Origin of the sequence: Grimontia celer (assembly GCF_900055185.1) — a bacterium.
GTDB lineage: Bacteria > Pseudomonadota > Gammaproteobacteria > Enterobacterales > Vibrionaceae > Enterovibrio > Enterovibrio celer.
This window is the reverse complement of record NZ_FIZX01000001.1, coordinates 159,897-181,859: the sequence shown is the minus strand read 5'-3', so window position 1 is coordinate 181,859 and position 21,963 is coordinate 159,897. Positions and strand designations below refer to the sequence as shown.

Below are 21,963 nucleotides of genomic sequence, written 5' to 3'. Positions count from 1 at the left end.
GCTCTTTCTAAACCATTACCACTCAAAACTGAGTTGCGAAGGTTGGTTCTTCTCTTCAGATTTCAAACCAACAGATAAGCCAATCAGTCGCACTCCCCTTCCCTGCTGTCGCGACAGCGCCTCGCGCAGCAACTCAGGAAACATCGCATTGTCATAACGCCATTGGCGATGTTCTACAGTAGTCTGTTGAAAGTCAGAGAACTTGAGCTTGATGCCCTGTCGGACAATTTCCATATTGGGCGAGACGCGTTTAAGTCGGGTTTCCATCTCTTCAAAAAGAGAAGTCATAACATCGAGGCATTCTGCTTCGGTTTGAATGTCCTCTGGCAAGGTTCGCTCAACGCCGACAGACTTTCTAACTCGCTCGGTCTCAACACTTCGTTCATCAATGCCATGGCAACGCTTCCAGAGAGATAGTCCGAATTTACCAAAACGCTTGAGCAAAGCGTTCTTATCAAACTGTTGAACGTCTTCGCCTTTATACAAACCCATCTCGTGAAGCTTCGCCAGCGTGACTTTGCCAACTCCCGGAATTTTCTCAAGCGCCAGAGACTTAACAAACAAGTCTACTTCATCAGGTGTCACCACATACATTCCGTCAGGCTTGTTAAGATCGGACGCCACCTTGGCAACAAACTTCACAGGTGCTATCCCCGCAGAGGCAGTCAAGCCAAGCTCCTCGCGGATTGCACGGCGGATATCATCAGCAATCATAGTCGCGGAGCCGCGGAAAAGTGAGCATTCACTGACATCCAGGTAGGCTTCATCTAGAGAGAGGGGTTCTATTTTGTCGGTGTAGCGTTCGAAGATAGCGCGAATTTGGCGGGAAACACTTTTGTATTTATTCATGTCACCACGAATTACCGTCAGGTTTGGACATAATTTCAAGGCATGACCTGTAGCCATCGCGGAGCGAACGCCAAACCTCCGGGCGATATAGTTACAGGTCGATATCACTCCGCGGCGCTTTTCAGAGCCACCAATAGCAAGCGGTATGTCGCGCAGCGCGGGGTTATCACGCATTTCCACTGCAGCGTAAAAACAATCCATGTCGACGTGGATTATCTTTCTCATAAACTCATTAGTCCAAACCAAACACTGTTTATATACACAGTAATTGCTTGTTCTGTCAATCTAACAATTCACAATACCTAGCAAGGAAAAGAGAATCCTTAGTTTTCAAAAGTCATAAAAAAACCGCCTCTCGGCGGTTTTTTTAATTTAGATGATTTGGTTCTTTTTCCACTCTTCAGTCTTCGCTGCCCGAGCTTCACGCTTCTTGCGCGCATCACATGGTTCAGGGCAATCACATTCTTTCTCGATACCCACTGCGCCCAAACCACCACAGCTTCCGCTGATCGTTTTGCGCTGAATAATGAAGCCAATAGACATACCAGTAATAACCAGAATGAATACCGCGAAGGTTATCAGATACACAGACATCTTATTACCTTTAACGTGTTAGATATGGTTTGAACGCATCCGATGCGACTTCGTTAAATCCATTATCCGTCTTTACGATGAAAAATGCAGGAATATTTTCCTGGTTAGCCAATGCAAGCGCCGCATCTGGGCCCATCACCATAAAGGCCGTGGATAGGCCATCCGCTGTCATACAAGACTTATCAAGCACAGTTACCGACACCAGACGGTGGTTGATTGGCTTGGCAGTTGCCGGGTTGATCGTGTGCGAATAGCGAACACCATTTTCTTCAAAATAGTTTCGATAGTCACCTGATGTGGCAATTGCCATATCGCCCGGTGCAATGATTTCCTGTACGGTTTGCTGCTCTGATGTAGGCTTTTCAATCGCGATACGCCATGGTTGCCCTTCAGCGTTCTTACCTTTCAGTTGAAGCTCACCACCGATCTCAACCAAGTAGTTATCAATGCCCAGTGACGCCAGATAGTTTGCGACTACATCAACACCAAAACCTTTAGCAATCGATGACAAATCGACATACAGACCCGGGTTGGTTTTGATCAGGTTGTTACCATCTACAGAGAGGAACTCAATCCCTGTCATTGCGCGGCGTTCTGCAATCTGCTCGTCAGTTGGAACGCGGTCAGGACGACCTTCAGGACCAAAACCCCAAAGATTAACCAATGGACCAACCGTAACATCAAGAGCGCCATCAGACAGGGTGTTCAGACGAATCGCCTCTACGACAACTTTTGCCGTATCTTTCGACACAGTAAATGGTTCGCTACCTGTTTGCTGGTTAAACAGACTCAGTTCAGAATCCTTGCGGTACGTAGACATCTGGTCGTTGACCAACTCAAGGCGAGCATCGATCTCTGCCTCAATATCATTGGATGCAGGAGCATTACCATCAGCAAGGTATTTCACCGAGTAGTAGGTGCCCATGGTTGAGCCAGTAATGTGTGTTTGCTGAGGCGCTTGCTCGCAGCCGGATAAAAACAGTAACGCACTGATTATAAGACCGACTGACAACAGGAATTTTTTCATTACATCATCCAGTTGTTTAAAAGAAGGATCAGAAAGAATCACTTTCGACTTTGGAGAGCTTTAAAAGTCTTTCAGAAAACAATGATTCTGTCTGATTAGATGCAAAATGGCTGACCCAAAGGCCAGCCATTATCTCTTTCAGACTGCGTGGCGATTAACCACCGAAGTCATCCAGCAGGATGTTTTCATCTTCAACACCCAGGTCTTTCAGCATGCCGATCACAGCAGCGTTCATCATTGGAGGACCACACATGTAGTACTCACAATCTTCTGGCGCTTCATGATCTTTCAGATAGTTCTCGAACAGCACGTTGTGGATGAAGCCAGTGTAGCCATCCCAGTTATCTTCTGGCATAGGATCAGACAGAGCACAGTGCCAAACGAAGTTTTCGTTTTCTGCTGCCAATCCATCGAAATCTTCTACGTAGAACATTTCACGCTTAGAACGCGCACCGTACCAGAAAGACATCTTACGGCTAGACTTCAAACGCTTGAGCTGATCGAAGATGTGTGAACGCATTGGTGCCATACCTGCACCACCACCCACAAATACCATTTCTGCATCAGTGTCTTTCGCGAAGAACTCACCGAACGGACCAGAGATCGTACACTTGTCGCCTTCTTTCAAGGACCAGATGTACGAAGACATGATGCCTGGTGGTACGTCTGGGTTGTTAGGTGGCGGCGTCGCAATACGCACGTTCAGCATGATGATGCCAAACTCTTCTGGGTAGTTAGCCATTGAGTACGCACGGATGGTTTCTTCGTTAACCTTGGACTCGTAACGGAACAGGTTAAACTTCTCCCAGTCTTCACGATATTCTTCTGGAACATCGTAATCTGCGTACTTAACGTGGTGAGCAGGCGCTTCGATCTGGATGTAACCACCCGCACGGAACGGTACTGACTCGCCGTCTGGAATTTGCAGCTTCAGCTCTTTGATAAAGGTTGCTTTGTTATCGTTAGAGATAACAGAACATTCCCACTTCTTCACGCCGAAGATTTCTTCAGGGAGCTCGATGTCCATGTCAGTTTTCATTGCTACCTGACAGGCCAGACGCTCACCTTCACGTGCTTCACCTTTGCTGATGTGGTCAAGTTCAGTTGGCAGGATATCACCACCACCTGATTTCACTTTCACGCGGCACTGACCACATGAACCACCACCACCACAAGCTGATGATACGAATACACCTGCACCCGCCAGCGCGCTCAGAAGCTTACCGCCCGGCTGCGTGGTGATTGCAAGGCTTGGATCGCCGTTTACAGCGATCGTGATGTCACCTGATGGTACCAGCTTGGACTTGGCGAAAAGAATCACCAGTACCAGTGCCAGTACGATTAGAGTAAACATCACTACACCAAGAATAATGTCCATTGACTATTCCTTAATTCGCGGTTTACCCGACTTACAGTTGAACACCGGAGAAAGACATAAAGCCTAACGCCATCAGACCTACAGTGATAAAGGTAATACCCAGACCACGAAGTGCAGGTGGTACGTCAGAGTACTTCATCTTTTCACGGATACCCGCCAGCGCAACAATTGCCAGCATCCAGCCCACACCAGAGCCGAAACCGTAAACTACAGACTCCACAAAGTTGTAGTCACGTTGAACCATGAAAGATACGCCACCGAAGATTGCACAGTTCACTGTGATCAGCGGTAGGAAGATACCCAGTGCGTTGTATAGCGGCGGGAAGAAGCGGTCCAGAACCATTTCCAGGATCTGTACCAGTGCCGCGATAACGCCGATGAAAGTGATGAAGTTCAGGAAGCTAAGGTCCACGCCTTCAACAATCGCACCGTTTTTCAGTACCAGGTTGTAAATCAGGTTGTTAACCGGAACGGCCACAGACAGTACTACGATTACCGCAACACCCAGACCGAAAGAGGTTTTAACTTTCTTGGACACTGCCAGGAAAGTACACATACCCAGGAAGAAAGACAGTGCTAGGTTTTCGATGAAAATCGAACGAACCAGCAGACTAATGTAATGTTCCATTACGTCCTTACTCCTTCGCTTCTACTTGTTCAGGTTTGAAGTAACGCACAACCCAGATCAGGAAGCCGATCAGGAAGAACGCTGATGGGGCCAGAAGCATCAGACCGTTTGGCTGGTACCAACCGCCTTCTGAGGTCAGAGGCAGGATTGATACGCCGAACAGCTTGCCTGAGCCCAGCAGTTCGCGGAAGAAACCAACAGAGATCAGTACGAAACCATAACCCAGACCGTTACCGATACCGTCGATGAATGATGGCAGTGGCGGCGACTTCATCGCGTACGCTTCTGCACGACCCATAACGATACAGTTGGTGATGATCAGGCCAACGAATACAGACAGCTGCTTAGAGATGTCGTAAACATATGCTTTCAGGATCTGGTCTACCACGATTACCAGCGATGCGATGATCGCCATCTGAACGATGATACGTACAGAGTTTGGAATGTGGTTGCGAATAAGCGAGACGAACAGGTTCGAGAATGCCGTTACGAATACTACCGCAATAGTCATTACAAACGCCGTTTCCAGCTTGGTGGTAACTGCCAGTGCAGAACACACACCCAGTACCTGAAGGGCAATTGGGTTGTTGTCTAGTACCGGAGACCAAAGATTCTTTTTCAGTTCTTTAGAATCAGCCATTGATCAGCTCTCCCTGTTGAACTTTCTTCAGGAATGGGCCAAAGCCGTTGTCACCAAACCAGAAGTCAAAGGTGTGCTGTACACCGTTTGAAGTCAGAGTTGCACCTGACAGACCGTCTACACCGTAAACATCTCCAGGTTGAGCACCGCCTTTAACAACTTTCAGCGCAGGTGTGCCTTTGTCATCAAACAGCAGTTTGCCTTCGAACTGTGCACGCCAGCGTGGGTTTTCAACTTCGCCACCCAGACCCGGAGTTTCACCATGCTGGTAGTAGGCGATGTCAGAAACGGTTTTGCCGTCAGTGTCCAGTGCAACGAAAGCATACATCATGCCCCACAGACCACTGCCATGTACTGGCACGATCAGACGCTCAGTTTGACCTGCATCGTCTTTCACCAGGTAAACCTTGGCGATGTCAGACAGGCGGCCAATCTTGGCGATATCTTTGTCTGCGGTCAGTTTAACTGACTGAGATGGGTCAGACGCTGCAATGCGTTGGTCAAAAGCCTTCGCTTCTTCAACGGTACCAACAAGGTCACCTGTCTTCAGGTCAACCAGACGTGGTTCGATGAACTTATCAAAGGTTCCAGTGATGTTGCCGTTCGCATCGATACCAGCAACAGAAAGGATGTTGCGCTGTACGTCCAGCACGGCATTTTTCTCTTGCAGAGGGCGCAGAGAAACAGCCGCGAAAGAAACCACAACTGAACACACCAGGCTCAGCGCGATAACTACGGTCAGCGTTTTTTTAATGCTATCGTTATTGCTTGACACGAGCCAGTCTCCGTTTGATGTTGCCCTGGATTACCAGGTTGTCGAACAGCGGCGCAAACAGGTTCGCGAACAGGATAGCCAGCATCATACCCTCTGGGTACGCTGGGTTAACCACACGAATCATTACTGCCATCGCACCGATCAGGATGCCGTACCACCATTTTGCTTTGTTGGTGAACGACGCGGAAACCGGGTCAGTTGCCATGAACATCATACCGAACGCGAAACCACCCAGAACCAGGTGCCAATGCCATGGCATGCTGAACATTGGGTTAGTGTCAGAACCGATGATGTTGAACAGAGTTGCTGTTGCTACCAGACCAATCATGGTACCCAGAATGATACGCCAAGATGCAATTCGCATCGCTACGATCATCGCACCACCAATGAAGATTGCCAGCGTTGACACTTCACCGATAGAGCCAGGGATGTTACCAATGAATGCATCCATCCAAGAGGTTGCTTGGCCAGTGATGTTGTTTACCAGCGCACCTTGACCGCCTTGAGCCCACTGGCTCAGCGCTGTCGCACCTGAGTAACCGTCGGCTGCAGTCCAAACCAGGTCACCTGAAATCTGTGCAGGGTATGCAAAGAACAGGAACGCACGGCCAGCCAGCGCAGGGTTCAGGAAGTTACGACCAGTACCACCGAAGATTTCTTTTGCTACAACAACGCCGAAGGTAATACCCAGTGCTGCTTGCCAAAGAGGAAGTGTAGGTGGAACAATCAAAGCAAACAGAATAGATGTTACGAAGAAGCCTTCGTTCACTTCATGTTTACGGACCATACAGAACAGTACTTCCCAGAAACCACCAACGATAAATACCGTTGCGTAGATTGGCAGGAAGTATGTCGCACCCAGTAGCATCATGCTGCCCCAGCCCGCTTCAGCAGAAAGCGTGCCGCCCAGCATTTCAGTTAGCCAGTAGTGCCAGTTGCCGTCGATAACTGCTGCCAGTTGCTCGCCGCTGTACATTGAGTTCAGCGCCATGATGGCTTGGTTACCAGCGTTGTACATACCGAAGAACATGGCAGGGAATACAGCCATCCACACCATGATCATGATACGTTTCAGGTCGATGCTGTCACGAACGTGTGCACCACGTTTGGTCACAAGGCCCGGGGTGTAAAGAACAGTTGCTACTGCTTCGTACAGTGCGAACCATTTCTCATGTTTGCCACCCGGCTCGAAGTGATGCTCGATATCTTCAAGATAATTCTTCAGGCTCATTGCTTACCCTTCCTTCTCAATTTGATCCAGGCACTCGCGGAGCATAGGGCCAAAATCGTACTTGCCAGGGCAAACAAAAGTACACAGAGCAAGATCTTCAGGATCCAGTTCTAGTGCGCCCAGCTGAGACATGCTGTCCAGGTCACCTGCACAGATATCACGCAGCAGCAGAGTCGGCTCGATGTCCAGAGGCATCACACGCTCATAGTTGCCGATTGGCACCATCGAGCGCTCACTACCGTTTGTGGTAGTGGTCATGTTGAACAGCTGGCCTTTAAAGAACTGGCTTAAATATGCGCGGGTAACGGAGAACTTGTTTTTACCTGGAGTAATCCAGCCAAACAGTTCTTTTTCACGACCTTCACGAAGCGCACTCACCTGAAGGTGATAGCGACCGAGGTAACCGTGAACACCACCAGCGTTCGTACCACTTAGTACGGAGCCAGAAATGAGACGGATTTCACCAGGCATCAACTCATTGTCAGTGATGTCTGAAATGGAAGCACCGACTTGAGTGCGGATGAGACGAGGGTTGTTAACAACCGGACCTGCCAGTGAAACGACGCGATCTGTATAAACTTCACCCGTTAGGAAAAGCTTACCGAAAGCGATAACGTCTTGATAGTTCAGGTGCCATACCTGCACGTCCATACCAACAGGGCGAAGGTAGTGAATGTGGGTACCAACCAGACCTGCTGGGTGAGGACCGTTAAACACTTGCTCTTCTACATTGGATTGGTTACTGCGCGGCAGGCTGGATTCGCCTTTACACACAAACACCTTGCCGTCAGTCAGGCGTGAAACCACGTCCAGACCTGCTACAAACGCGTCTTGCTGCTCATTAATGACCAGCTCTGGGTTTGCAGCCAGAGGGTTTGAGTCCATTGCTGTTACAAATACAGCTGCTGGACTTGCGTCAACCGCTGGTGTTTTGCTGAATGGGCGGGTACGCAGCGCAGTCCACATGCCAGACTCAACAAGTTGGTCTACGACCACTTGACGATCCAGGCCTGCGATATCAGACGCTTCGTATTTATTGAAAGTGACTTGCTCGTTGCCTTCTACTTCGATGACAACAGACTGAAGAACACGTTTTGCACCGCGGTTAACTTCAACCACAGTACCAGCTGCAGGAGCAGTAAATTTAACGCCTAAATTCTTTTTGTCTTCAAAAAGAACCTGACCTTTTTTCACTACATCCCCAACACGAACATGCATCGTTGGACGCATGCCAACGTACTCTTCGCCAAGCAAGGCGACTTTTTTGATGGCCGGGCCATCATTTATCACCTGAGCTGGAGTCCCGGCAATTGGGATATCCAGACCCTTTTTTATTGTAATCATACGCACTTGCACTACATTAACGGGAAAAAAATTCTGTTATTGCGCAGTTTAATACACGACTTTCCACTGTCTAGCTGAGCGATTCATACGCTCACCTTCCGCAACTTCCTCATCACCAACCCGCAACAACTCAAGGCATGGGGTCAGTTTTCAAGCGGTGGATTCTATCATCAACCAAAGTCGCTATTCCACGGCAATCACCGTGATACACCCTGAATTTTCGGCAACTGAACAAACTATGCTCAATTGTAAGCGATAAGTATGAGCCGGTGCACAATTTGTGGTGCAAACGTGATGTGGATTAATTGTTACAAAACCAACATCTCGCACATAGACCTGTCGTCAAACTGAACAGGTTAATACACCCATGTTTTTTAACATTTGCTCACATTTTGGGACGATTTCAGTCCTGACTTTAACGCTTGGAATCCAGTGGTTTTCCTTGCTGCGCTAAAAGGGCTGTTTGAAACAGCCCTTACTTATTGGTCTATTCGGCGTCTAAAACCGAACCACCGTGACATGGCGGGGAGACAGGTGCTTGACCATTTAATTCGCGCCACTCTTCTTCAGTATAAGTATGAATTGCAAGTGCATGGATATCATTTTGCAATTCTTCACTCAGGGTCTGGTTTACCGCACGGTGCCTAGCGATAAGGCGTTGCCCTTCAAACTGTTCACTGACCACAGTCACTTTAAAGTGACTTTCTGAGCCTTCAGGGACGTTATGCATGTAACTTTCGTTTTTTACATCCAAATGCACCGGTGAAAATGCGGTGTTGAGCTTATGCTCAATTTTCTGCTGAACTTTCATTCTTCCCTCTGACTTTAGACGCAAATTTCAAAATAGGTCGTGTCTACGAACTTTTTGTCTTCAAAAGTTAAAAATTGACGGGTATGTATACCCAAAATTGCTTGGGCATATACCTAATTCTCTCTCCATCCCAAGCCGTTTCGTTATATTATCTGCGACAATATACTCGATTATCTCTAGCTGATACACGCCATGAAAACCACGTTAGACATTGCTGGACAGACGTTCACACTCCACCGTCATCCTATTCAGAAGAATGAAACCCTGCAGGCATGGGATGCAGCAGATGAATACCTGATCGAGGAACTTGAGAACAGTGTGTTACCAGATAACGCGCACATCCTGATTTTCAATGATGGTTTTGGGGCATTGAGCTGCTGGGCAATTCAGAAAGGATATCGTGTCACCATGGTGAGCGACTCCCATTTAGCCCAGTTAAGCACCGATCAGAACCTCAAAGATAATAACCTTGAAGGCGTCGATATCATTTCATCTTTAGCGCCCCTGCCGGTAGATGCCGATATCATCGTGATGAAGCTGCCAAAATATACCCGTTTTCTGGTTTGGCAACTCCAGCAGATTTCACATTCTGCGCGGATGAACGTTCAAGTATTAGCGGGTGCAAAAGCCAAAGACATCCACACATCAACACTTAAGCTGTTTGAAAAACACCTTGGTAGTACCCATACCTCACTGGCAAAGAAAAAAGCACGATTGATTTTCTGTCAGAAAGAAAAGCAGCTCGAGTCGGCGCCTGCTGAAACGACGTCTTTTGACGTTGCCGATTACAAAATGACGCTGCAAAACCATGCCAATGTGTTTTCTTCAGAAAGTCTGGATATTGCCGCCTATTTGATGCTCGAGCACATACCAAGTGATGAGAGCATTGGGCACATCATCGATTTGGGTTGTGGAAATGGAGTCCTTTCTGTTGAGGCTGCGCGTCGTAACCCTCAAGCAAAAGTGACAGCTGTGGACGAAAGTCACATGGCGGTGGCTTCAGCATCCGCAAACCTGCTTAATCATGGTATTACAGCAGAACGCGTAGAATGCCGGGTAAATAACTGTCTGGACGGTTTCCCTTCAAACAGTGCCGATATGGTGCTTTGCAACCCGCCATTCCATCAACTGAATACCGTGACAGACCACATTGCCTGGCAAATGTTTTGTGACGCCAGACAGGTTCTTGAACCCAAGGGACGTATTGTAGTGATTGGTAACCGTCACCTCGGCTATCATGCTAAATTGAAACGTCTTTTTGGCAATGCGCAAGTCATTGCTTCTAACCGTAAGTTTGTTATTGTCGAAGCTTATAAACAGCCTGACTCTAAAGGGATGCGTTAACTCATGAAAAAACTTCTGCTTGTTTCCGGACTGGTACTGGGCCTGAGTGCTTGCTCGTCACCCCGCGAACCTCAGATGACGATTGCTCCTCAACCAGCCATCTCATCTGTGCCAGTTGCGCAAAGTAAACCTGTTACGGTGGAAAGCCGCGACCTGCGCACCGCACAATTTGTTGCTGTTGTTGATAATGGCCGTAAGAACGTTCAACCAATCCAAGCGACTTCCAACGTTCGCGTCGTATTGGAAGATGCCCTTATCCGTCAGTTGAATTCTCAGGGCTACAAAGTCGTTGCAGACAGCAAAGGCAAGCTGCGCATGGACCTGCTTGATGCGTTGGTGAAAGTAGAACATAGCGTTTTCTCTCACACGATGAACACCAATGTTCAAATTCAATTGGTTGCGGATAATGGCCAGAGCAAGTTCGTAAAACGCTATACGGGTAAGTCGACCACAGAAGGTTCCACCAGCGCGTCGGTTGAAGATATGGAAATGGCCCTGAATAGCCTGCTCGAAGCCGTGCTTCAGGACATTGCTCGTGACCAGCAGCTGATGACATTCATGAATGAGAACTTCTAATGAAAGCCGTATTTAAAACAGCACTAGTCGCTGCCACACTGTTTGCAGCCAACGCGATGGCAGCGAATCCAGTTGTCAGCGTTGAAACCAGCGTGGGTGACTTCAAACTTGAGCTTTACCCGGAAAAAGCCCCTAAAAGCGTTGAGAACTTCCTCAAGTACGTTGAGGATGGAAGCTACGTAGGCACCCAGTTCCACCGTGTCATTCCTGGGTTTGTTGCTCAGGGCGGTGGTTATGATGCTTCGTTCAAACCACGTCCAAACACCTATGGCGAAGTGGTGAACGAATCTAAAAATGGACTGGGTAACGAACGTGGAACGATTGCGATGGCAAGACGCCAGGCTCCGGATTCAGCGACCCGTCAGTTCTACATTAACCTTCAAAACAACAGCAATTTAGACGGCAGCAGCTATAAATATGGCTACACCGTTTTTGGTAAAGTCATTGAAGGCTTTAATACTGTTGAAAAGATGGCAAAGGTTAAAACCGTCACAATCCCTGAAACTCGCATGCGTGATGTTCCTCAACAACCTATACTTATCGAGAAGATTCTCATTACCAATAAGTAACAGGTTGAAAGGGAATGCTAAAACTCGTTGCAGACAATCCCGAACAAAAAAATGATGAGCTTGCCGGAGAACATGTACGACAACATGCTCCGGCGTTTGCTGCAGACGTCATTCGTTACATTCTGCAGCAAGCTCCTTATGAAAATCTAAAAGCCTCGTGCCGTGACCAATTTTTGGAATGGTGGCAGCTATCCATATCCGGTGGTCCACCGGAAGACGATTACGAGTCCGTTTACTGGTATTTACTCTATCTGATCGAATCCCGCCGCGAAGATGAATTACGTGGCAATAGATTTGTGAACCAACGTCTCAAAGAATGTGCTTGTTATCTGATCAATAAGGGAAAATTGCCCCGCTTTGCGCGTGGCATTCGTCCTTGAAGCACGGTAGCATGATCCTACCCTATGCACATAACAAGGACGTAAATCCATGTCCCCATCTTCTCACCCAACCTGGCGAGAGACACTAAACAGCTACCTTGACCGCCGGCTTCTTTGGGTTTTCATGTTGGGCTGCGCAAGTGGCTTTCCATGGCTTCTTATTGGCTCAAACATGTCTGGTTGGCTCAAGGATGCGGGCCTTACCAGAACGGCCATTGGCTTATTCGGTTCAATTTTCGCAGTTTATGCAATCAACTGGATGTGGGCGCCACTGATTGACCGTGTGAAACTTCCCTTACTTCACCGCACGTTAGGTCAACGCCGAAGCTGGATTCTTCTGATGCAGGTCATCATGCTGATCTGTACACTTTTTATCGCCAATACTGACCCATCATTCAACCTTTGGCTGACCTCAGTCCTCGCCTTCACCATTGCGCTGGCTTCTGCCACTCAGGATATTGCGGTAGATGCATTCCGTATCGACAGTTTTGGGGAGGAGGAAAAGTCCAAAATGCCTCAGGCGGCGGCAATGGCAGTCATTGGTTGGTGGACAGGCTACAGCCTCCCGGGCTATTTCGCTTTCATCAATGCCGACTCGATTGGCTGGAATGGCGTTTACTATGGCATGGCAGCCTTCATTGGGCTTCTCATCTTTTTCACCCTGTTCGTTGGTGAGCCAGACTCTCAACGCGACAAATTGCAGGCCGAAGCTGAATCCCGTTACGCCAAACGTCTGAACCAAGGCGAGAGCAGCGTTCTGATATGGTTTTCCGTCACCATCGTTGAGCCATTTGCTGAATTCTTCCGACGCAATGGTGTGAAAGTCGCACTCACCCTCCTCCTCTTTGTCTTCTTGTTCAAGATCGGTGAAGCCTTTCTAGGTCGCATGTCGATTGTGTTTTATAAGGAAGTCGGTTTCAACAATGAACAAATTGGTCACTACTCTAAACTGATTGGTTGGGGAGCCACTGTCGTATTTACCTTGATTGGTAGTGCTATTAATGTGCGTTTCGGGGTTGTAAAAGGACTGCTGATTGGTGGTATTGCTATGGCCGCCAGTAACCTGATGTTTGCCCTGATGGCGCATGTTGGGCCGAATGAAAACCTCTTTCTCGCGACAATCATCGTAGATAACTTTACCAGTGCGTTCGCAACGATTGCGTTTGTGTCTTTCCTAACCTTCCTCACAGGGCGGGCTTTCTCAGCGACGCAATATGCCTTGCTGGCCTCTCTCGGCAACCTTGGCAGGACAACCCTCTCCTCATTCAGTGGTTCCCTTGTCGATTGGATTGAGCAGTTTGATTGGATTCACAAGGTCAGCTGGCTTGACCCTTGGTCCTTCTTCTTCATTCTCACCACCATCATGGTCATCCCAAGCCTTGCAATGATAGTAGGGCTCAGAAAACACTTTAAGAAGCTGCAAGACATGCAGAAAACCGCCTAATCTGCGTTTAATCCGCGACAAATGTCGCGGATTATTCTCGTCATTCCTGTTTAAAGCGCTTACGTGATCATCTTTTGAAACACATATCTCGAATGTAATCCTTTTCAACGAGATCTGAATCACAATTGGCAAACGATTGCTATTTCATTGCATTTTCTTTTTTGAACTTTCCCATAGAATGGCGCTCGTTACGGCGGAGGTCCAACCAACAGGTGTCTTTGCCATTTCTTTTCTGACGGTGTAAAGAGAACAAAAGATGCGTAAATCAGTAGTAGCACTTAGCGTTCTGGCAGCAGCTGCAGCTGTTCCAGCTCAAGCGGAATATCATTACGGTTTTGCAAACGTATATGCAGACTACCTGAAATGGACTAACGGTGACGACAAGTTCGGTGGCGTTGAAAATACTCGTGACGAGCATGTAACTATTGGTGCTGAAGCTGGTGCAGGTTTCGATTGGGGTCAAGTTTACGGCTTCTATGAGTACGAGAAACTAGATCAAGCTTCAGACAGCCGCAGCCAAGCAGCAAAATTCACAGCTCACTACAAAATTGTTGATGAAGTGACCCTTTACGGTCAGGTTTACGATCTTAAGGACAACAAATTCACTAACGAGCAAAACCGTGTTCTAGGCTTTGGTTACCTTGGCCTGAATGGTGAAGGCTGGTCATTCAATCCATTTATTGGTGTTCACGACCTGTCTATCGACAACACTGGTGAAAAGTACAATGCAGAAGGCAAGCTAGAAAGCTACACAAATGCTTCTGGTTTCAACGGTTACATGGCAGGTTGGACTGCAATGTACAACTTCGAGATCGCTGGTCAGCCAATGATGGTTACAAATTGGCATGAAATCGAGTTCGACCGTAACGACGATTACGCGGCACTTCAGTACGGTAAAATCGGTCACAATGGTGGTGTAAGCCTGTGGTACGACATCACTGAATCAGTTTACACTGGTCTAACGTACCGCTACTTCTACAACAAACTGAGTGTTGACGGATACGGTGACGCAGTTATCTTCCGCATTGGTATGCACCTGTAATATAGATGCTAGTTGTGGAAAGGCAGCCAAATGGCTGCCTTTTAGTTTTTCAGCATTCGGCTCCTGTCACAACAATGGTATGCTTCCAATCGATTAATAAAGAAGGATGAAGCATGCGTTTTACGCTTGTCGGTGCCGGTGCGGTCGGCGCATTGTGGGGACTAAAACTGCTTGAAGCTGGCCATCAGGTTCACTTTGTTACACGCAAAGAGGAGTCTCAGATAACACTGGGATTTGAGCACCAAAAACCGCAAACCTTCTCTGCTAACCGACCCTCTTTGGTTGAAGATAGCGATTGCCTTGTCGTTTGCGTCAAAGCCTTCCAAGTCATAGACGCTATCAGTGCTGTTAAGTCTCATCTTCACCCGGATACACCCGTGGTTTTAATGCATAACGGTATGGGAACGGCCAATGAAGTTCTTCAAGCATTGACCAATAATCCTTTAGTACTTGCGACAACCTCCCATGGCGCTCTGAAACTTTCCCCATCAGTACTACGACACACTGGCATTGGAGAGACACGCCTAGGTGGTGCAAATGCCACCGGTGAACAATGCGACTTTCTTGCTGAGGTTTTCAACCATGCTCTACCCAACGCCTATTGGGAGCAGGAAATTCAGACAGCACTTTGGCAGAAACTGGCTGTCAATTGTATGATCAACCCCATCACTGCGCTTCGTCAGTGTCAGAATGGCGAGCTACTCTCTGACGGCCTGCAAGGTCAACTCAACACGTTAAGTGAAGAAATAGCCCGAGTGATGCAGGCCGAAGGATTAATCACGGCGCCAAGTGAAGTATTAAAACGGGCATTGCAGGTAGCGAAGGCCACAGCAAAAAACCATTCCTCAATGAACCGCGACGTGCACTTCAAACGTCACTCGGAAATAGAATTTATTACCGGCTACCTGATCAGCCGAGCAGAATCACACGATATAGCGGTACCGGAAAACCGGGCGCTGTATCAAGCTATCAAGAATTTGGAGCAATCCTATGACGACGCCTAGCGTATTGGTGTGCCTTGCCCAAGGCACAGAAGAAATGGAAGCTGTGACAGTTATTGATGTCATGGTACGAGCTGGATTTAAAGTGACAACAGCGAGTGCTGCAGAAAACGGCGAGTTGACCCTGACGTGCTCTCGCGGCGTTAAGTTGACTGCAGATGTTCCCTTGGTCAAGGTCGCCGATGAAGAATTTGACTGTATTGTTGTGCCAGGTGGCGTCGATGGCGCAAAAGCACTGGGAGAAAGCGCACTGGTTGTTGAAATGATTAAACAGCAGCAGTGCGATCAGAAATGGGTGGCGGCAATCTGCGCGGCTCCTGCACTGGTGATTGAAAAGAATCAACTCTTCCCAGACGCCTACAAAACCTGTCATCCTGCGTTTATAGACCACATTCCAGCTGATAAGCAAAACAGTCGACGTGTGTTTACCGACCACGACCACAAGCTTATCACCAGTCAAGGACCAGGCACCGCTCTCGAATTCGCTGTTGAGATTGTCTACTTGCTGGCAGGCAAAGACAAAGCCCGCGAAGTCGTAGAGCCTATGGTGATTATTCCCAATCTTCACTACGAGAAGAAATTTACCTAATGAAAGAGCAGCCTTTTGGCTGCTCTTTCTATCACCCTTCTACAACCACTTTACCTATTGCTTGCCCGCTGGTTAAACGCCCGTAAGCTTCACCCACTTGCTCAAGTGAATAGCGATTTTCATCCAAAAGCGGTTTTAAGTCTCCAGCATCTGCAATTTCCGCCAATGCAGAAAGAATTTGCTGATGCTCTTCGCGTTTCATGTTGTGCAACATAGGAATGAGCATAAAGACAACGTGAATCGAAAGACCTTTGAAGTGGGCCAGAGTTAAATCAAGTTCTAGCATAGAGACCGTTGTAACCACCTGACCATTCAGTGCTGCCGCTTCAAAAGAATTCAGCATGTTTGCCGCGCCAACAGAGTCGTATACCACGTCAAAGCCAGCACCATTCGTGTACTTCGCCACATAATCTGCCACGCTTTCTTCGCGATAGTTGATAGGCGTCGCGCCATAGCTTTTCACAATCTCAGCTTGAGCATCGCTTGAGATGGTCGCGTAAACTTCTGCGCCCATTTGTTTTGCCACCTGAACAGCGACATGTCCAACACCACCTGTCCCACCATGAACCAGCACTTTCTGTCCAGCTTTAACGTTGGCGCGAACCAGCCCCTCATAAGCTGTAATCCCCACCAGTGGTAACGCCGCTGCTTCGCGCATTGAAAGCGTTGAAGGTTTTTTCGACACCAAGTTTTCATCTGCCAGCATAAAATCTGCCAATGAGCCTTGTAGATCCGCCAATCCACCCGCACAGCCGTAGACTTCATCGCCTGGAACAAATGCCGTTACACCTTCACCTACTGCTTCAACAGTGCCCGCAAAGTCCATGCCCAGTACTGCAGGTAATGCAGGAGACAATGGCAATTGTTCGCCCATGTTTTTAATCATGGTGTCCACTGTGTTCACGCTGCTGGCAGACACACGCACCAAAACATGCCCGGGTTTAACCGCCGGTTGTTCGATATCCACCATTTGGAACGTTGCATTCTCGCTATACTGGTTAAGGATCATTGCTTTCATTGAGGGCTAACTCCGTTATTCGTTAATATGCGATAACTTTATCGCAATGAAAAAATAGATAAATGCCCAATAAAGTTAATCAGTTTTTTGTTTATCTATATAAATACAATCAGCGCATCCATATTGGGAGATCACCTATCTCTTCAAGCAGGAAATCGATGAAAGCCCGGACTTTGGCAGTAAGTACATTGGATTTTGGATAAACCAGCCAAATAGCGGACTGGTCATCAATCTCATAGTCAGGCAGCACCCTAACCAGTTCGCCACTACTGATGTCTTGAAAAACGCTCCAGCAAGAGTTCATTGAGATCCCGACGCCAGCCTTGGTCGCGACACGCATGCTTGCACCGTCGTCACAGGCAATACGCTTACTCGCCCCCTGCGGAGGAAACTGGCTATCGAGCTTATTGATGTCTGGAGAGGACAGTTTCCTGACACCGCCACCGAGGAACGTCAGCAGTTGATGGGAAGCCAAATCTTCCGGTGTTTTAGGCATGCCATGTTTGTCGATATAAGAAGGTGATGCGCAGAGGATGCGCTTATCATCGGCTAACTTTCTTGCCCTAAGGCTGCTGTCCTCAATAGCATAATTTCTCAATGCCAGATCGAACCCGCCTTCGATCAGGTTCATTTGCGTATCAGATAGTTTCAACTCCAGATTGACCTCTGGATAACGTTCTAGAAAGGCGGGAAGAATAGGCATAATGTACATCTGGGCAAAAGTACTGGATGCCGCAAACCTCAGCGTTCCTTTCACCTCTCCACTTCCATGCCCCAGGGCAGCCAACGCTGCATCTTCCTGAGCCAGAATTTCCCTAGCAAAAGGTAAGAACTCCGCCCCTTCAAGCGACAAAGAGACCTTTCGCGTTGAGCGATGCAACAAATCCGCGCCCACTTGATTTTCCAGCTTGGATAAACGCGCCCCTGCCACTGCTGGCGCAAGTCCGAGCTGACGACCCGCAGCACTGATATTGAGCATATCCGCCGCCATAACAAACAGCCGAAGACCTTCGGTATCCATATTGTCTCTCCCCTTTCCATGTTTATACCCAAACAACCTGAAGATGCAGGGTTCAGCGAGTTTGACTGGCGTTGTGATCGCGGCGTTCCTTTGTAGGTGTAGTCACCTCCATCAAAAAGGAACAACAAAGAGCACCACGTCAGTCAACTCGCCCGAAGGGAGGCCCTCAATGCGAGTATCTTCAGGTTGTTGGGGTATATTAGTCTCAGACAAACCTAATTATATAGAAAAACCAAATACTGAACTTATAAACCAAGGGTTTTATTAGAATAACGAGAGTATTAACTTGTTGGGAAAGTTGCTTCGCAGTTAAGGGATCGGAGGTTGTCATGCAAAATACCGCTATCGTGAATTACCACATCAAAAGCCATGAAGTTCAGGCATTTCAGTTCGATGTCGATGGCAAAATTGGTACCTTGATAGAGCCGGAGTTGATTCCAACCGAAGTGACTGTGCAAGACATGCGCGAAGGTAACATTCACCTTAACGTCGCCAAAGATGGTGTTACTTTCAAACGCAGCCCAAGCCAAATCGACGATTTTGAATCTACGCGTTCATGGCAAAGCACTTATGACCAAGAGCTAGAATCGCTCCTTAAAACCAGCTTGGGCGCCCAAGAGGTCATCGTCTTCGACCACACTGTTCGCATTGACGATTCCAACGCCACACGTAGGCCCGCTCGCAATGTGCACAACGATTACAGTCAAGACGGCGCTGAGCAAAGGCTGATTGATATTGTGGGTGAAGAAAAGGCCCGAATTTTTTCTGAGGGACATTACGCCTTTATTAATGTCTGGCGTCCTGTCGAGCATGTCATCAGAACGGCTCCCCTTGGTTTTATCCACCCTGACTCAATGAGAGAAACAGACTGGATGAATATTGAGCTGGTGTATCCGAACAGGCATGGACAAATTCTGGGGGTGGCCGCCAATCCTGAACACCGCTGGTTCTATCTTTCTGAAATGACGCCAGAGGAAGTCGCTATTTTCAATATTTACGACAATGAGGGATTGCCCCATGTCGGTCATAGCGCACTCGACATGGATTCAGGTAAGACGTCAACAAAACCGAGAAAAAGCATCGAAAGCCGCACGTTAGTTCGGTATTAATATCGGTAGAAGATAAAAAAAGCCCCGGATTCTCATCCAGGGCTTTCCTATATTAATTAAGAGTGGGCGTTATGGGCGATACACTTTAACGTTGGTGTAGCCATTTTCTTGCAAGTAAAGCGCCTGAAGTCGACTCATCACGCCGCGGTCACAGTAGAGCAAATAAGTTTTGCTCTGGTCCAGATCGCCGAACTTGGTTGCCAGTCTGAAGAATGGAATGTGCACCACTTCCGCACCATCAATTTCCAATGGTTTTTCGTCTTCTTCTTCAGGGCTACGGATATCCAGCACTACCGCGCCGTTAGCAATTTCGTCCACCAGTTCAACGTCTGGTGCTTTTTCTTTACTCTGCTTGCCGATGTCACGGATATCCATGATTCGGGCGTCGTAAACCACTTTATCCAGAATGCTGAAATCAAAGTTCGCTTCTTCCGCTTCTAACTTCGCTTTCTCAGCCTTGATGGTTGGCTTACGTGAAATCACACCACAGTATTCCGGCATGGTCTTGGCGAAATCTTCAGTACCAATATCACGAGCCAGATTGATGATGTCTTCTTTGTCCCAGTTGATCAAAGGACGCAGGATCAGAGTGTCAGACACATTGTCAATCATACGCAAGTTGGTCAGCGTCTGGCTCGATACCTGCCCTAAAGCTTCACCGGTCACCAATGCCTGGATGCCAAATTTTTCCGCCACCATGGAAGCTGCTCGCACAAACATGCGCTTAAGAACGACACCCATCTGGCCGTCATCGACTTTCTCAAGGATCTCCGCGACGACAGGTTCAAAATCAATGGAAATGAACTTCACTTTGGCAGAAGAACCAAACTTCTCCCACAAGTAGTGGGCGGTTTGTTGAACGCCAATCTCGTGTGCTGCGCCGCCAAGATTGAAGAAACAATAATGTACTTTGCTACCACGCTTGATGTGCAGATAGCTAGAAACACCGGAGTCGAAACCGCCAGATATCAGGCTCAACACATCTTCCTGTGTACCCAACGGGAAGCCGCCCTGTCCTTTAAAGCGCTCGCGAACCACATTGACGTTTTCTTTGTCTACTTCCAGGTGTACAACCATGTCAGGCTTTTTCAACTGAACACGGGCTGATTCAACATCTTGGTTCAAACCACCACCCACGTAGCGCTCTACGTCAATAGACGTGAAGTCATGATTGCCACGACGCTTGGCACGAACACAGAAAGACTTGCCTTCCAACTGATGTGCCACCGTTGCCGATACGATTTCATAGATGTTGTGCAGATCAGTAAACGGCGTTTGCTCAACTTCCAGCACATGGTGAATACCTGGCGTGTTGGTCAACACACTCAGCGCAATATCACGTTCAGCATCGTTTTTTAGCGAAACCTCGATATGGTCGCGACGGTTGAATACCGACATAGCGTCTGACTTTCGCTTAAGAATATTTCGGATGTTAGTTTCCAGAATTTTCGTGAAGCGTTTCCGTACAGATTCACTTTTGACCATCACCTCAGGGTGAATTTTTACGATAAATTTCATAACAGGTTTCGCTACGGCTTTAACAAAGGCGCGGATTATACCTCAAGCATAACGTATTCGAAATAACCACACTGAAGTGAGTACAAAAACAAAAAAGGCAGCGTCAATACGCTGCCTTCTGTAAGGGCTTCAAACGATCAGTTTTCCTGAATAGGCTCCACCGGTGCGCTGGTCGACAGTTCGTCCGATTCACGCGGTTTACCTTGCATGATGGCAATCTCGACACGGCGGTTTTGAGCACGCCCTTCTGGCGTATCGTTTGGCACGCGAGGTGAGGAACCAGCCAAACCTTCAACCCGCATTCTCATTGGGTCGAAACCATCGACTTTTTCCATTTCCTGTGCAACTGATACCGCACGCTGTGCAGACAAGTCCCAGTTAGAACGGTAAAGCTCAGAATCCAGAGGCGAATTGTCAGTATGGCCGGAAACACGAATCACACCAGGGACGTCTTTCACCAAATCGGCTATCTGGCGAACCAAAGGACGAAACTTCGGCTGCAGGAAAGCAGAACCAGCGGGAAACGCACCGTTTTCACGAATGCGGATAATCAGTTGCTGGCCAAGGTTTTCCACTTCAACCGCACCTTCCTCCACTTCGCGCTCAAGGGCCTGAACCACCATTTGGGCAGTACTCGACATCTGTTCGGTGTCTTGTTCCTGCTCTTGCATTGAGGCTTCACTTGCCGTCGAGCCCCCATCCAGTTTTGCAGAATCTCGCTGGGAGCCTCCGGCACGATCGGATTCTCCATCCTGGAAATCGAGGGTACGCTGCGTCATATCGATAGTTTGCTGCATGATGACTTCAATCGGCGTCGGCTCAGGACGACCCGGACGGAACTCCTGTGCAATCACACTGGTACCTTTCGGAATGTCTTTCACTTCCAGAAGGTTCTGAACACCAAAAGCGAATTTCATCGAGCCTGCGATCTGTTTGAACTTCAATACATCCATTTCCGAGAAGGAAAGCAGAAGTACGAAGAAACACATCAGCAGTGACATCAAGTCAGCGAAGGTCCCCATCCAAGCGGGTAGCCCGGGGGGGGGACATTTGCATTCATCATCCATACCCGACT

Annotated in this window: 23 protein-coding genes; 9 read left to right on the top strand and 14 right to left on the bottom strand. The window is 48.1% G+C overall.

Features of this window, described 5'->3' with window-relative positions; all coding sequences use genetic code 11:
- Positions 1 to 15: 15 nt before the first annotated feature.
- The 10 genes from dinB to bolA form a co-directional block, all read right to left on the bottom strand.
- Positions 16 to 1,074 (bottom strand): DNA polymerase IV, encoded by a 1,059-nt coding sequence (dinB, locus tag GCE9029_RS00810; protein ID WP_062660633.1) that lies wholly within the window; start codon positions 1,072 to 1,074, stop codon positions 16 to 18.
- A 147-nt stretch (positions 1,075 to 1,221) separates the two neighbouring features.
- Complete coding sequence (gene nqrM, locus GCE9029_RS00805; protein ID WP_002537052.1) at positions 1,222 to 1,443, bottom strand: (Na+)-NQR maturation NqrM; 222 nt, start codon at positions 1,441 to 1,443, stop codon at positions 1,222 to 1,224.
- 10 nt (positions 1,444 to 1,453) lie between these two features.
- Positions 1,454 to 2,470 carry an FAD:protein FMN transferase gene (locus tag GCE9029_RS00800; protein ID WP_062660632.1) on the bottom strand — a complete coding sequence of 339 codons (1,017 nt, stop codon included), beginning with the start codon at positions 2,468 to 2,470 and terminating at the stop codon, positions 1,454 to 1,456.
- 154 nt (positions 2,471 to 2,624) lie between these two features.
- A complete protein-coding gene (gene nqrF / locus GCE9029_RS00795) occupies positions 2,625 to 3,848 on the bottom strand; it encodes an NADH:ubiquinone reductase (Na(+)-transporting) subunit F (protein WP_062660631.1) in 1,224 nt (407 codons plus the stop codon).
- A 31-nt stretch (positions 3,849 to 3,879) separates the two neighbouring features.
- Complete coding sequence (nqrE, locus tag GCE9029_RS00790; protein ID WP_062660630.1) at positions 3,880 to 4,476, bottom strand: NADH:ubiquinone reductase (Na(+)-transporting) subunit E; 597 nt, start codon at positions 4,474 to 4,476, stop codon at positions 3,880 to 3,882.
- 7 nt (positions 4,477 to 4,483) lie between these two features.
- Complete coding sequence (locus GCE9029_RS00785; RefSeq protein WP_062660629.1) at positions 4,484 to 5,116, bottom strand: NADH:ubiquinone reductase (Na(+)-transporting) subunit D; 633 nt, start codon at positions 5,114 to 5,116, stop codon at positions 4,484 to 4,486.
- The gene (locus GCE9029_RS00780; protein WP_062660628.1) at positions 5,109 to 5,891 is read right to left on the bottom strand and encodes a Na(+)-translocating NADH-quinone reductase subunit C; all 783 of its coding nucleotides are present in this window, start codon (positions 5,889 to 5,891) and stop codon (positions 5,109 to 5,111) included. Before GCE9029_RS00780 ends, GCE9029_RS00785 begins: the two co-directional genes overlap by 8 nt.
- On the bottom strand, positions 5,878 to 7,122 hold the full coding sequence (locus tag GCE9029_RS00775; protein WP_062660627.1) for an NADH:ubiquinone reductase (Na(+)-transporting) subunit B: 1,245 nt from the start codon (positions 7,120 to 7,122) through the stop codon (positions 5,878 to 5,880). Before GCE9029_RS00775 ends, GCE9029_RS00780 begins: the two co-directional genes overlap by 14 nt.
- Positions 7,123 to 7,125: 3 nt before the next feature.
- Positions 7,126 to 8,466, bottom strand: a complete 1,341-nt coding sequence (locus GCE9029_RS00770; protein ID WP_062660626.1) for a Na(+)-translocating NADH-quinone reductase subunit A — start codon at positions 8,464 to 8,466, stop codon at positions 7,126 to 7,128.
- A gap of 487 nt (positions 8,467 to 8,953) precedes the next feature.
- On the bottom strand, positions 8,954 to 9,277 hold the full coding sequence (gene bolA / locus GCE9029_RS00765) for a transcriptional regulator BolA (RefSeq protein ID WP_062660625.1): 324 nt from the start codon (positions 9,275 to 9,277) through the stop codon (positions 8,954 to 8,956).
- Between the two features lie 192 nt (positions 9,278 to 9,469).
- Here bolA and GCE9029_RS00760 point away from each other — a divergent pair, with 192 nt between their 5' ends.
- The 8 genes from GCE9029_RS00760 (at position 9,470) to GCE9029_RS00725 (ending at position 16,222) form a co-directional block, all read left to right on the top strand.
- Positions 9,470 to 10,621 (top strand): methyltransferase, encoded by a 1,152-nt coding sequence (locus GCE9029_RS00760; protein WP_062660624.1) that lies wholly within the window; start codon positions 9,470 to 9,472, stop codon positions 10,619 to 10,621.
- 3 nt (positions 10,622 to 10,624) lie between these two features.
- Complete coding sequence (locus GCE9029_RS00755) at positions 10,625 to 11,197, top strand: YajG family lipoprotein (protein ID WP_062660623.1); 573 nt, start codon at positions 10,625 to 10,627, stop codon at positions 11,195 to 11,197.
- Complete coding sequence (locus GCE9029_RS00750) at positions 11,197 to 11,766, top strand: peptidylprolyl isomerase (protein WP_062660622.1); 570 nt, start codon at positions 11,197 to 11,199, stop codon at positions 11,764 to 11,766. Before GCE9029_RS00755 ends, GCE9029_RS00750 begins: the two co-directional genes overlap by 1 nt.
- 14 nt (positions 11,767 to 11,780) lie before the next feature.
- Complete coding sequence (locus GCE9029_RS00745) at positions 11,781 to 12,146, top strand: hypothetical protein (protein WP_062660621.1); 366 nt, start codon at positions 11,781 to 11,783, stop codon at positions 12,144 to 12,146.
- A 49-nt stretch (positions 12,147 to 12,195) separates the two neighbouring features.
- A complete protein-coding gene (locus GCE9029_RS00740) occupies positions 12,196 to 13,590 on the top strand; it encodes an AmpG family muropeptide MFS transporter (protein ID WP_062660620.1) in 1,395 nt (464 codons plus the stop codon).
- Positions 13,591 to 13,846: 256 nt separating this feature from the next.
- Positions 13,847 to 14,632 carry an outer membrane protein OmpK gene (locus GCE9029_RS00735; protein ID WP_062660619.1) on the top strand — a complete coding sequence of 262 codons (786 nt, stop codon included), beginning with the start codon at positions 13,847 to 13,849 and terminating at the stop codon, positions 14,630 to 14,632.
- Positions 14,633 to 14,745: 113 nt separating this feature from the next.
- A complete protein-coding gene (locus GCE9029_RS00730; protein ID WP_062660618.1) occupies positions 14,746 to 15,636 on the top strand; it encodes a 2-dehydropantoate 2-reductase in 891 nt (296 codons plus the stop codon).
- Entirely contained in the window at positions 15,623 to 16,222 is a 600-nt protein-coding gene (locus tag GCE9029_RS00725; RefSeq protein WP_062660617.1) for a DJ-1 family glyoxalase III, read from the top strand. The genes GCE9029_RS00730 and GCE9029_RS00725 overlap by 14 nt, the downstream gene beginning before the upstream one ends.
- A gap of 31 nt (positions 16,223 to 16,253) precedes the next feature.
- Here the strand turns inward: GCE9029_RS00725 and GCE9029_RS00720 are convergent, their stop codons facing one another.
- Entirely contained in the window at positions 16,254 to 17,240 is a 987-nt protein-coding gene (locus GCE9029_RS00720; RefSeq protein WP_062660616.1) for a zinc-dependent alcohol dehydrogenase family protein, read from the bottom strand.
- Positions 17,241 to 17,349: 109 nt separating this feature from the next.
- Positions 17,350 to 18,261, bottom strand: coding sequence for a LysR family transcriptional regulator (locus GCE9029_RS00715; RefSeq protein ID WP_062660615.1), 912 nt, complete (start codon positions 18,259 to 18,261; stop codon positions 17,350 to 17,352).
- Between the two features lie 329 nt (positions 18,262 to 18,590).
- On the opposite strand from GCE9029_RS00715, the gene GCE9029_RS00710 reads away from it, so the two are divergent.
- Entirely contained in the window at positions 18,591 to 19,370 is a 780-nt protein-coding gene (locus tag GCE9029_RS00710) for a CmcJ/NvfI family oxidoreductase (RefSeq protein ID WP_062660614.1), read from the top strand.
- A 69-nt stretch (positions 19,371 to 19,439) separates the two neighbouring features.
- On the opposite strand, the gene thiI is transcribed toward GCE9029_RS00710, so the two are convergent.
- Both thiI and GCE9029_RS00700 read right to left on the bottom strand, forming a co-directional pair.
- On the bottom strand, positions 19,440 to 20,888 hold the full coding sequence (gene thiI, locus GCE9029_RS00705) for a tRNA uracil 4-sulfurtransferase ThiI (RefSeq protein WP_062660613.1): 1,449 nt from the start codon (positions 20,886 to 20,888) through the stop codon (positions 19,440 to 19,442).
- A gap of 137 nt (positions 20,889 to 21,025) precedes the next feature.
- Positions 21,026 to 21,955, bottom strand: a complete 930-nt coding sequence (locus GCE9029_RS00700) for a flagellar motor protein MotB (RefSeq protein WP_062660612.1) — start codon at positions 21,953 to 21,955, stop codon at positions 21,026 to 21,028.
- Positions 21,956 to 21,963: the final 8 nt, after the last annotated feature.

Bases quoted from the DNA above. Each gene is read 5' to 3' on its own strand.
- dinB (WP_062660633.1), bottom strand. From the start codon at position 1,074: ATGAGAAAGATAATCCACGTCGACATGGATTGTTTTTACGCTGCAGTG.
- nqrM (WP_002537052.1), bottom strand. From the start codon at position 1,443: ATGTCTGTGTATCTGATAACCTTCGCGGTATTCATTCTGGTTATTACT.
- GCE9029_RS00800 (WP_062660632.1), bottom strand. From the start codon at position 2,470: ATGAAAAAATTCCTGTTGTCAGTCGGTCTTATAATCAGTGCGTTACTG.
- nqrF (WP_062660631.1), bottom strand. From the start codon at position 3,848: ATGGACATTATTCTTGGTGTAGTGATGTTTACTCTAATCGTACTGGCA.
- nqrE (WP_062660630.1), bottom strand. From the start codon at position 4,476: ATGGAACATTACATTAGTCTGCTGGTTCGTTCGATTTTCATCGAAAAC.
- GCE9029_RS00785 (WP_062660629.1), bottom strand. From the start codon at position 5,116: ATGGCTGATTCTAAAGAACTGAAAAAGAATCTTTGGTCTCCGGTACTA.
- GCE9029_RS00775 (WP_062660627.1), bottom strand. From the start codon at position 7,122: ATGAGCCTGAAGAATTATCTTGAAGATATCGAGCATCACTTCGAGCCG.
- GCE9029_RS00770 (WP_062660626.1), bottom strand. From the start codon at position 8,466: ATGATTACAATAAAAAAGGGTCTGGATATCCCAATTGCCGGGACTCCA.
- bolA (WP_062660625.1), bottom strand. From the start codon at position 9,277: ATGAAAGTTCAGCAGAAAATTGAGCATAAGCTCAACACCGCATTTTCA.
- GCE9029_RS00760 (WP_062660624.1), top strand. From the start codon at position 9,470: ATGAAAACCACGTTAGACATTGCTGGACAGACGTTCACACTCCACCGT.
- GCE9029_RS00755 (WP_062660623.1), top strand. From the start codon at position 10,625: ATGAAAAAACTTCTGCTTGTTTCCGGACTGGTACTGGGCCTGAGTGCT.
- GCE9029_RS00750 (WP_062660622.1), top strand. From the start codon at position 11,197: ATGAAAGCCGTATTTAAAACAGCACTAGTCGCTGCCACACTGTTTGCA.
- GCE9029_RS00745 (WP_062660621.1), top strand. From the start codon at position 11,781: ATGCTAAAACTCGTTGCAGACAATCCCGAACAAAAAAATGATGAGCTT.
- GCE9029_RS00740 (WP_062660620.1), top strand. From the start codon at position 12,196: ATGTCCCCATCTTCTCACCCAACCTGGCGAGAGACACTAAACAGCTAC.
- GCE9029_RS00735 (WP_062660619.1), top strand. From the start codon at position 13,847: ATGCGTAAATCAGTAGTAGCACTTAGCGTTCTGGCAGCAGCTGCAGCT.
- GCE9029_RS00730 (WP_062660618.1), top strand. From the start codon at position 14,746: ATGCGTTTTACGCTTGTCGGTGCCGGTGCGGTCGGCGCATTGTGGGGA.
- GCE9029_RS00725 (WP_062660617.1), top strand. From the start codon at position 15,623: ATGACGACGCCTAGCGTATTGGTGTGCCTTGCCCAAGGCACAGAAGAA.
- GCE9029_RS00720 (WP_062660616.1), bottom strand. From the start codon at position 17,240: ATGAAAGCAATGATCCTTAACCAGTATAGCGAGAATGCAACGTTCCAA.
- GCE9029_RS00715 (WP_062660615.1), bottom strand. From the start codon at position 18,261: ATGGATACCGAAGGTCTTCGGCTGTTTGTTATGGCGGCGGATATGCTC.
- GCE9029_RS00710 (WP_062660614.1), top strand. From the start codon at position 18,591: ATGCAAAATACCGCTATCGTGAATTACCACATCAAAAGCCATGAAGTT.
- thiI (WP_062660613.1), bottom strand. From the start codon at position 20,888: ATGAAATTTATCGTAAAAATTCACCCTGAGGTGATGGTCAAAAGTGAA.
- GCE9029_RS00700 (WP_062660612.1), bottom strand. From the start codon at position 21,955: ATGGATGATGAATGCAAATGTCCCCCCCCCGGGCTACCCGCTTGGATG.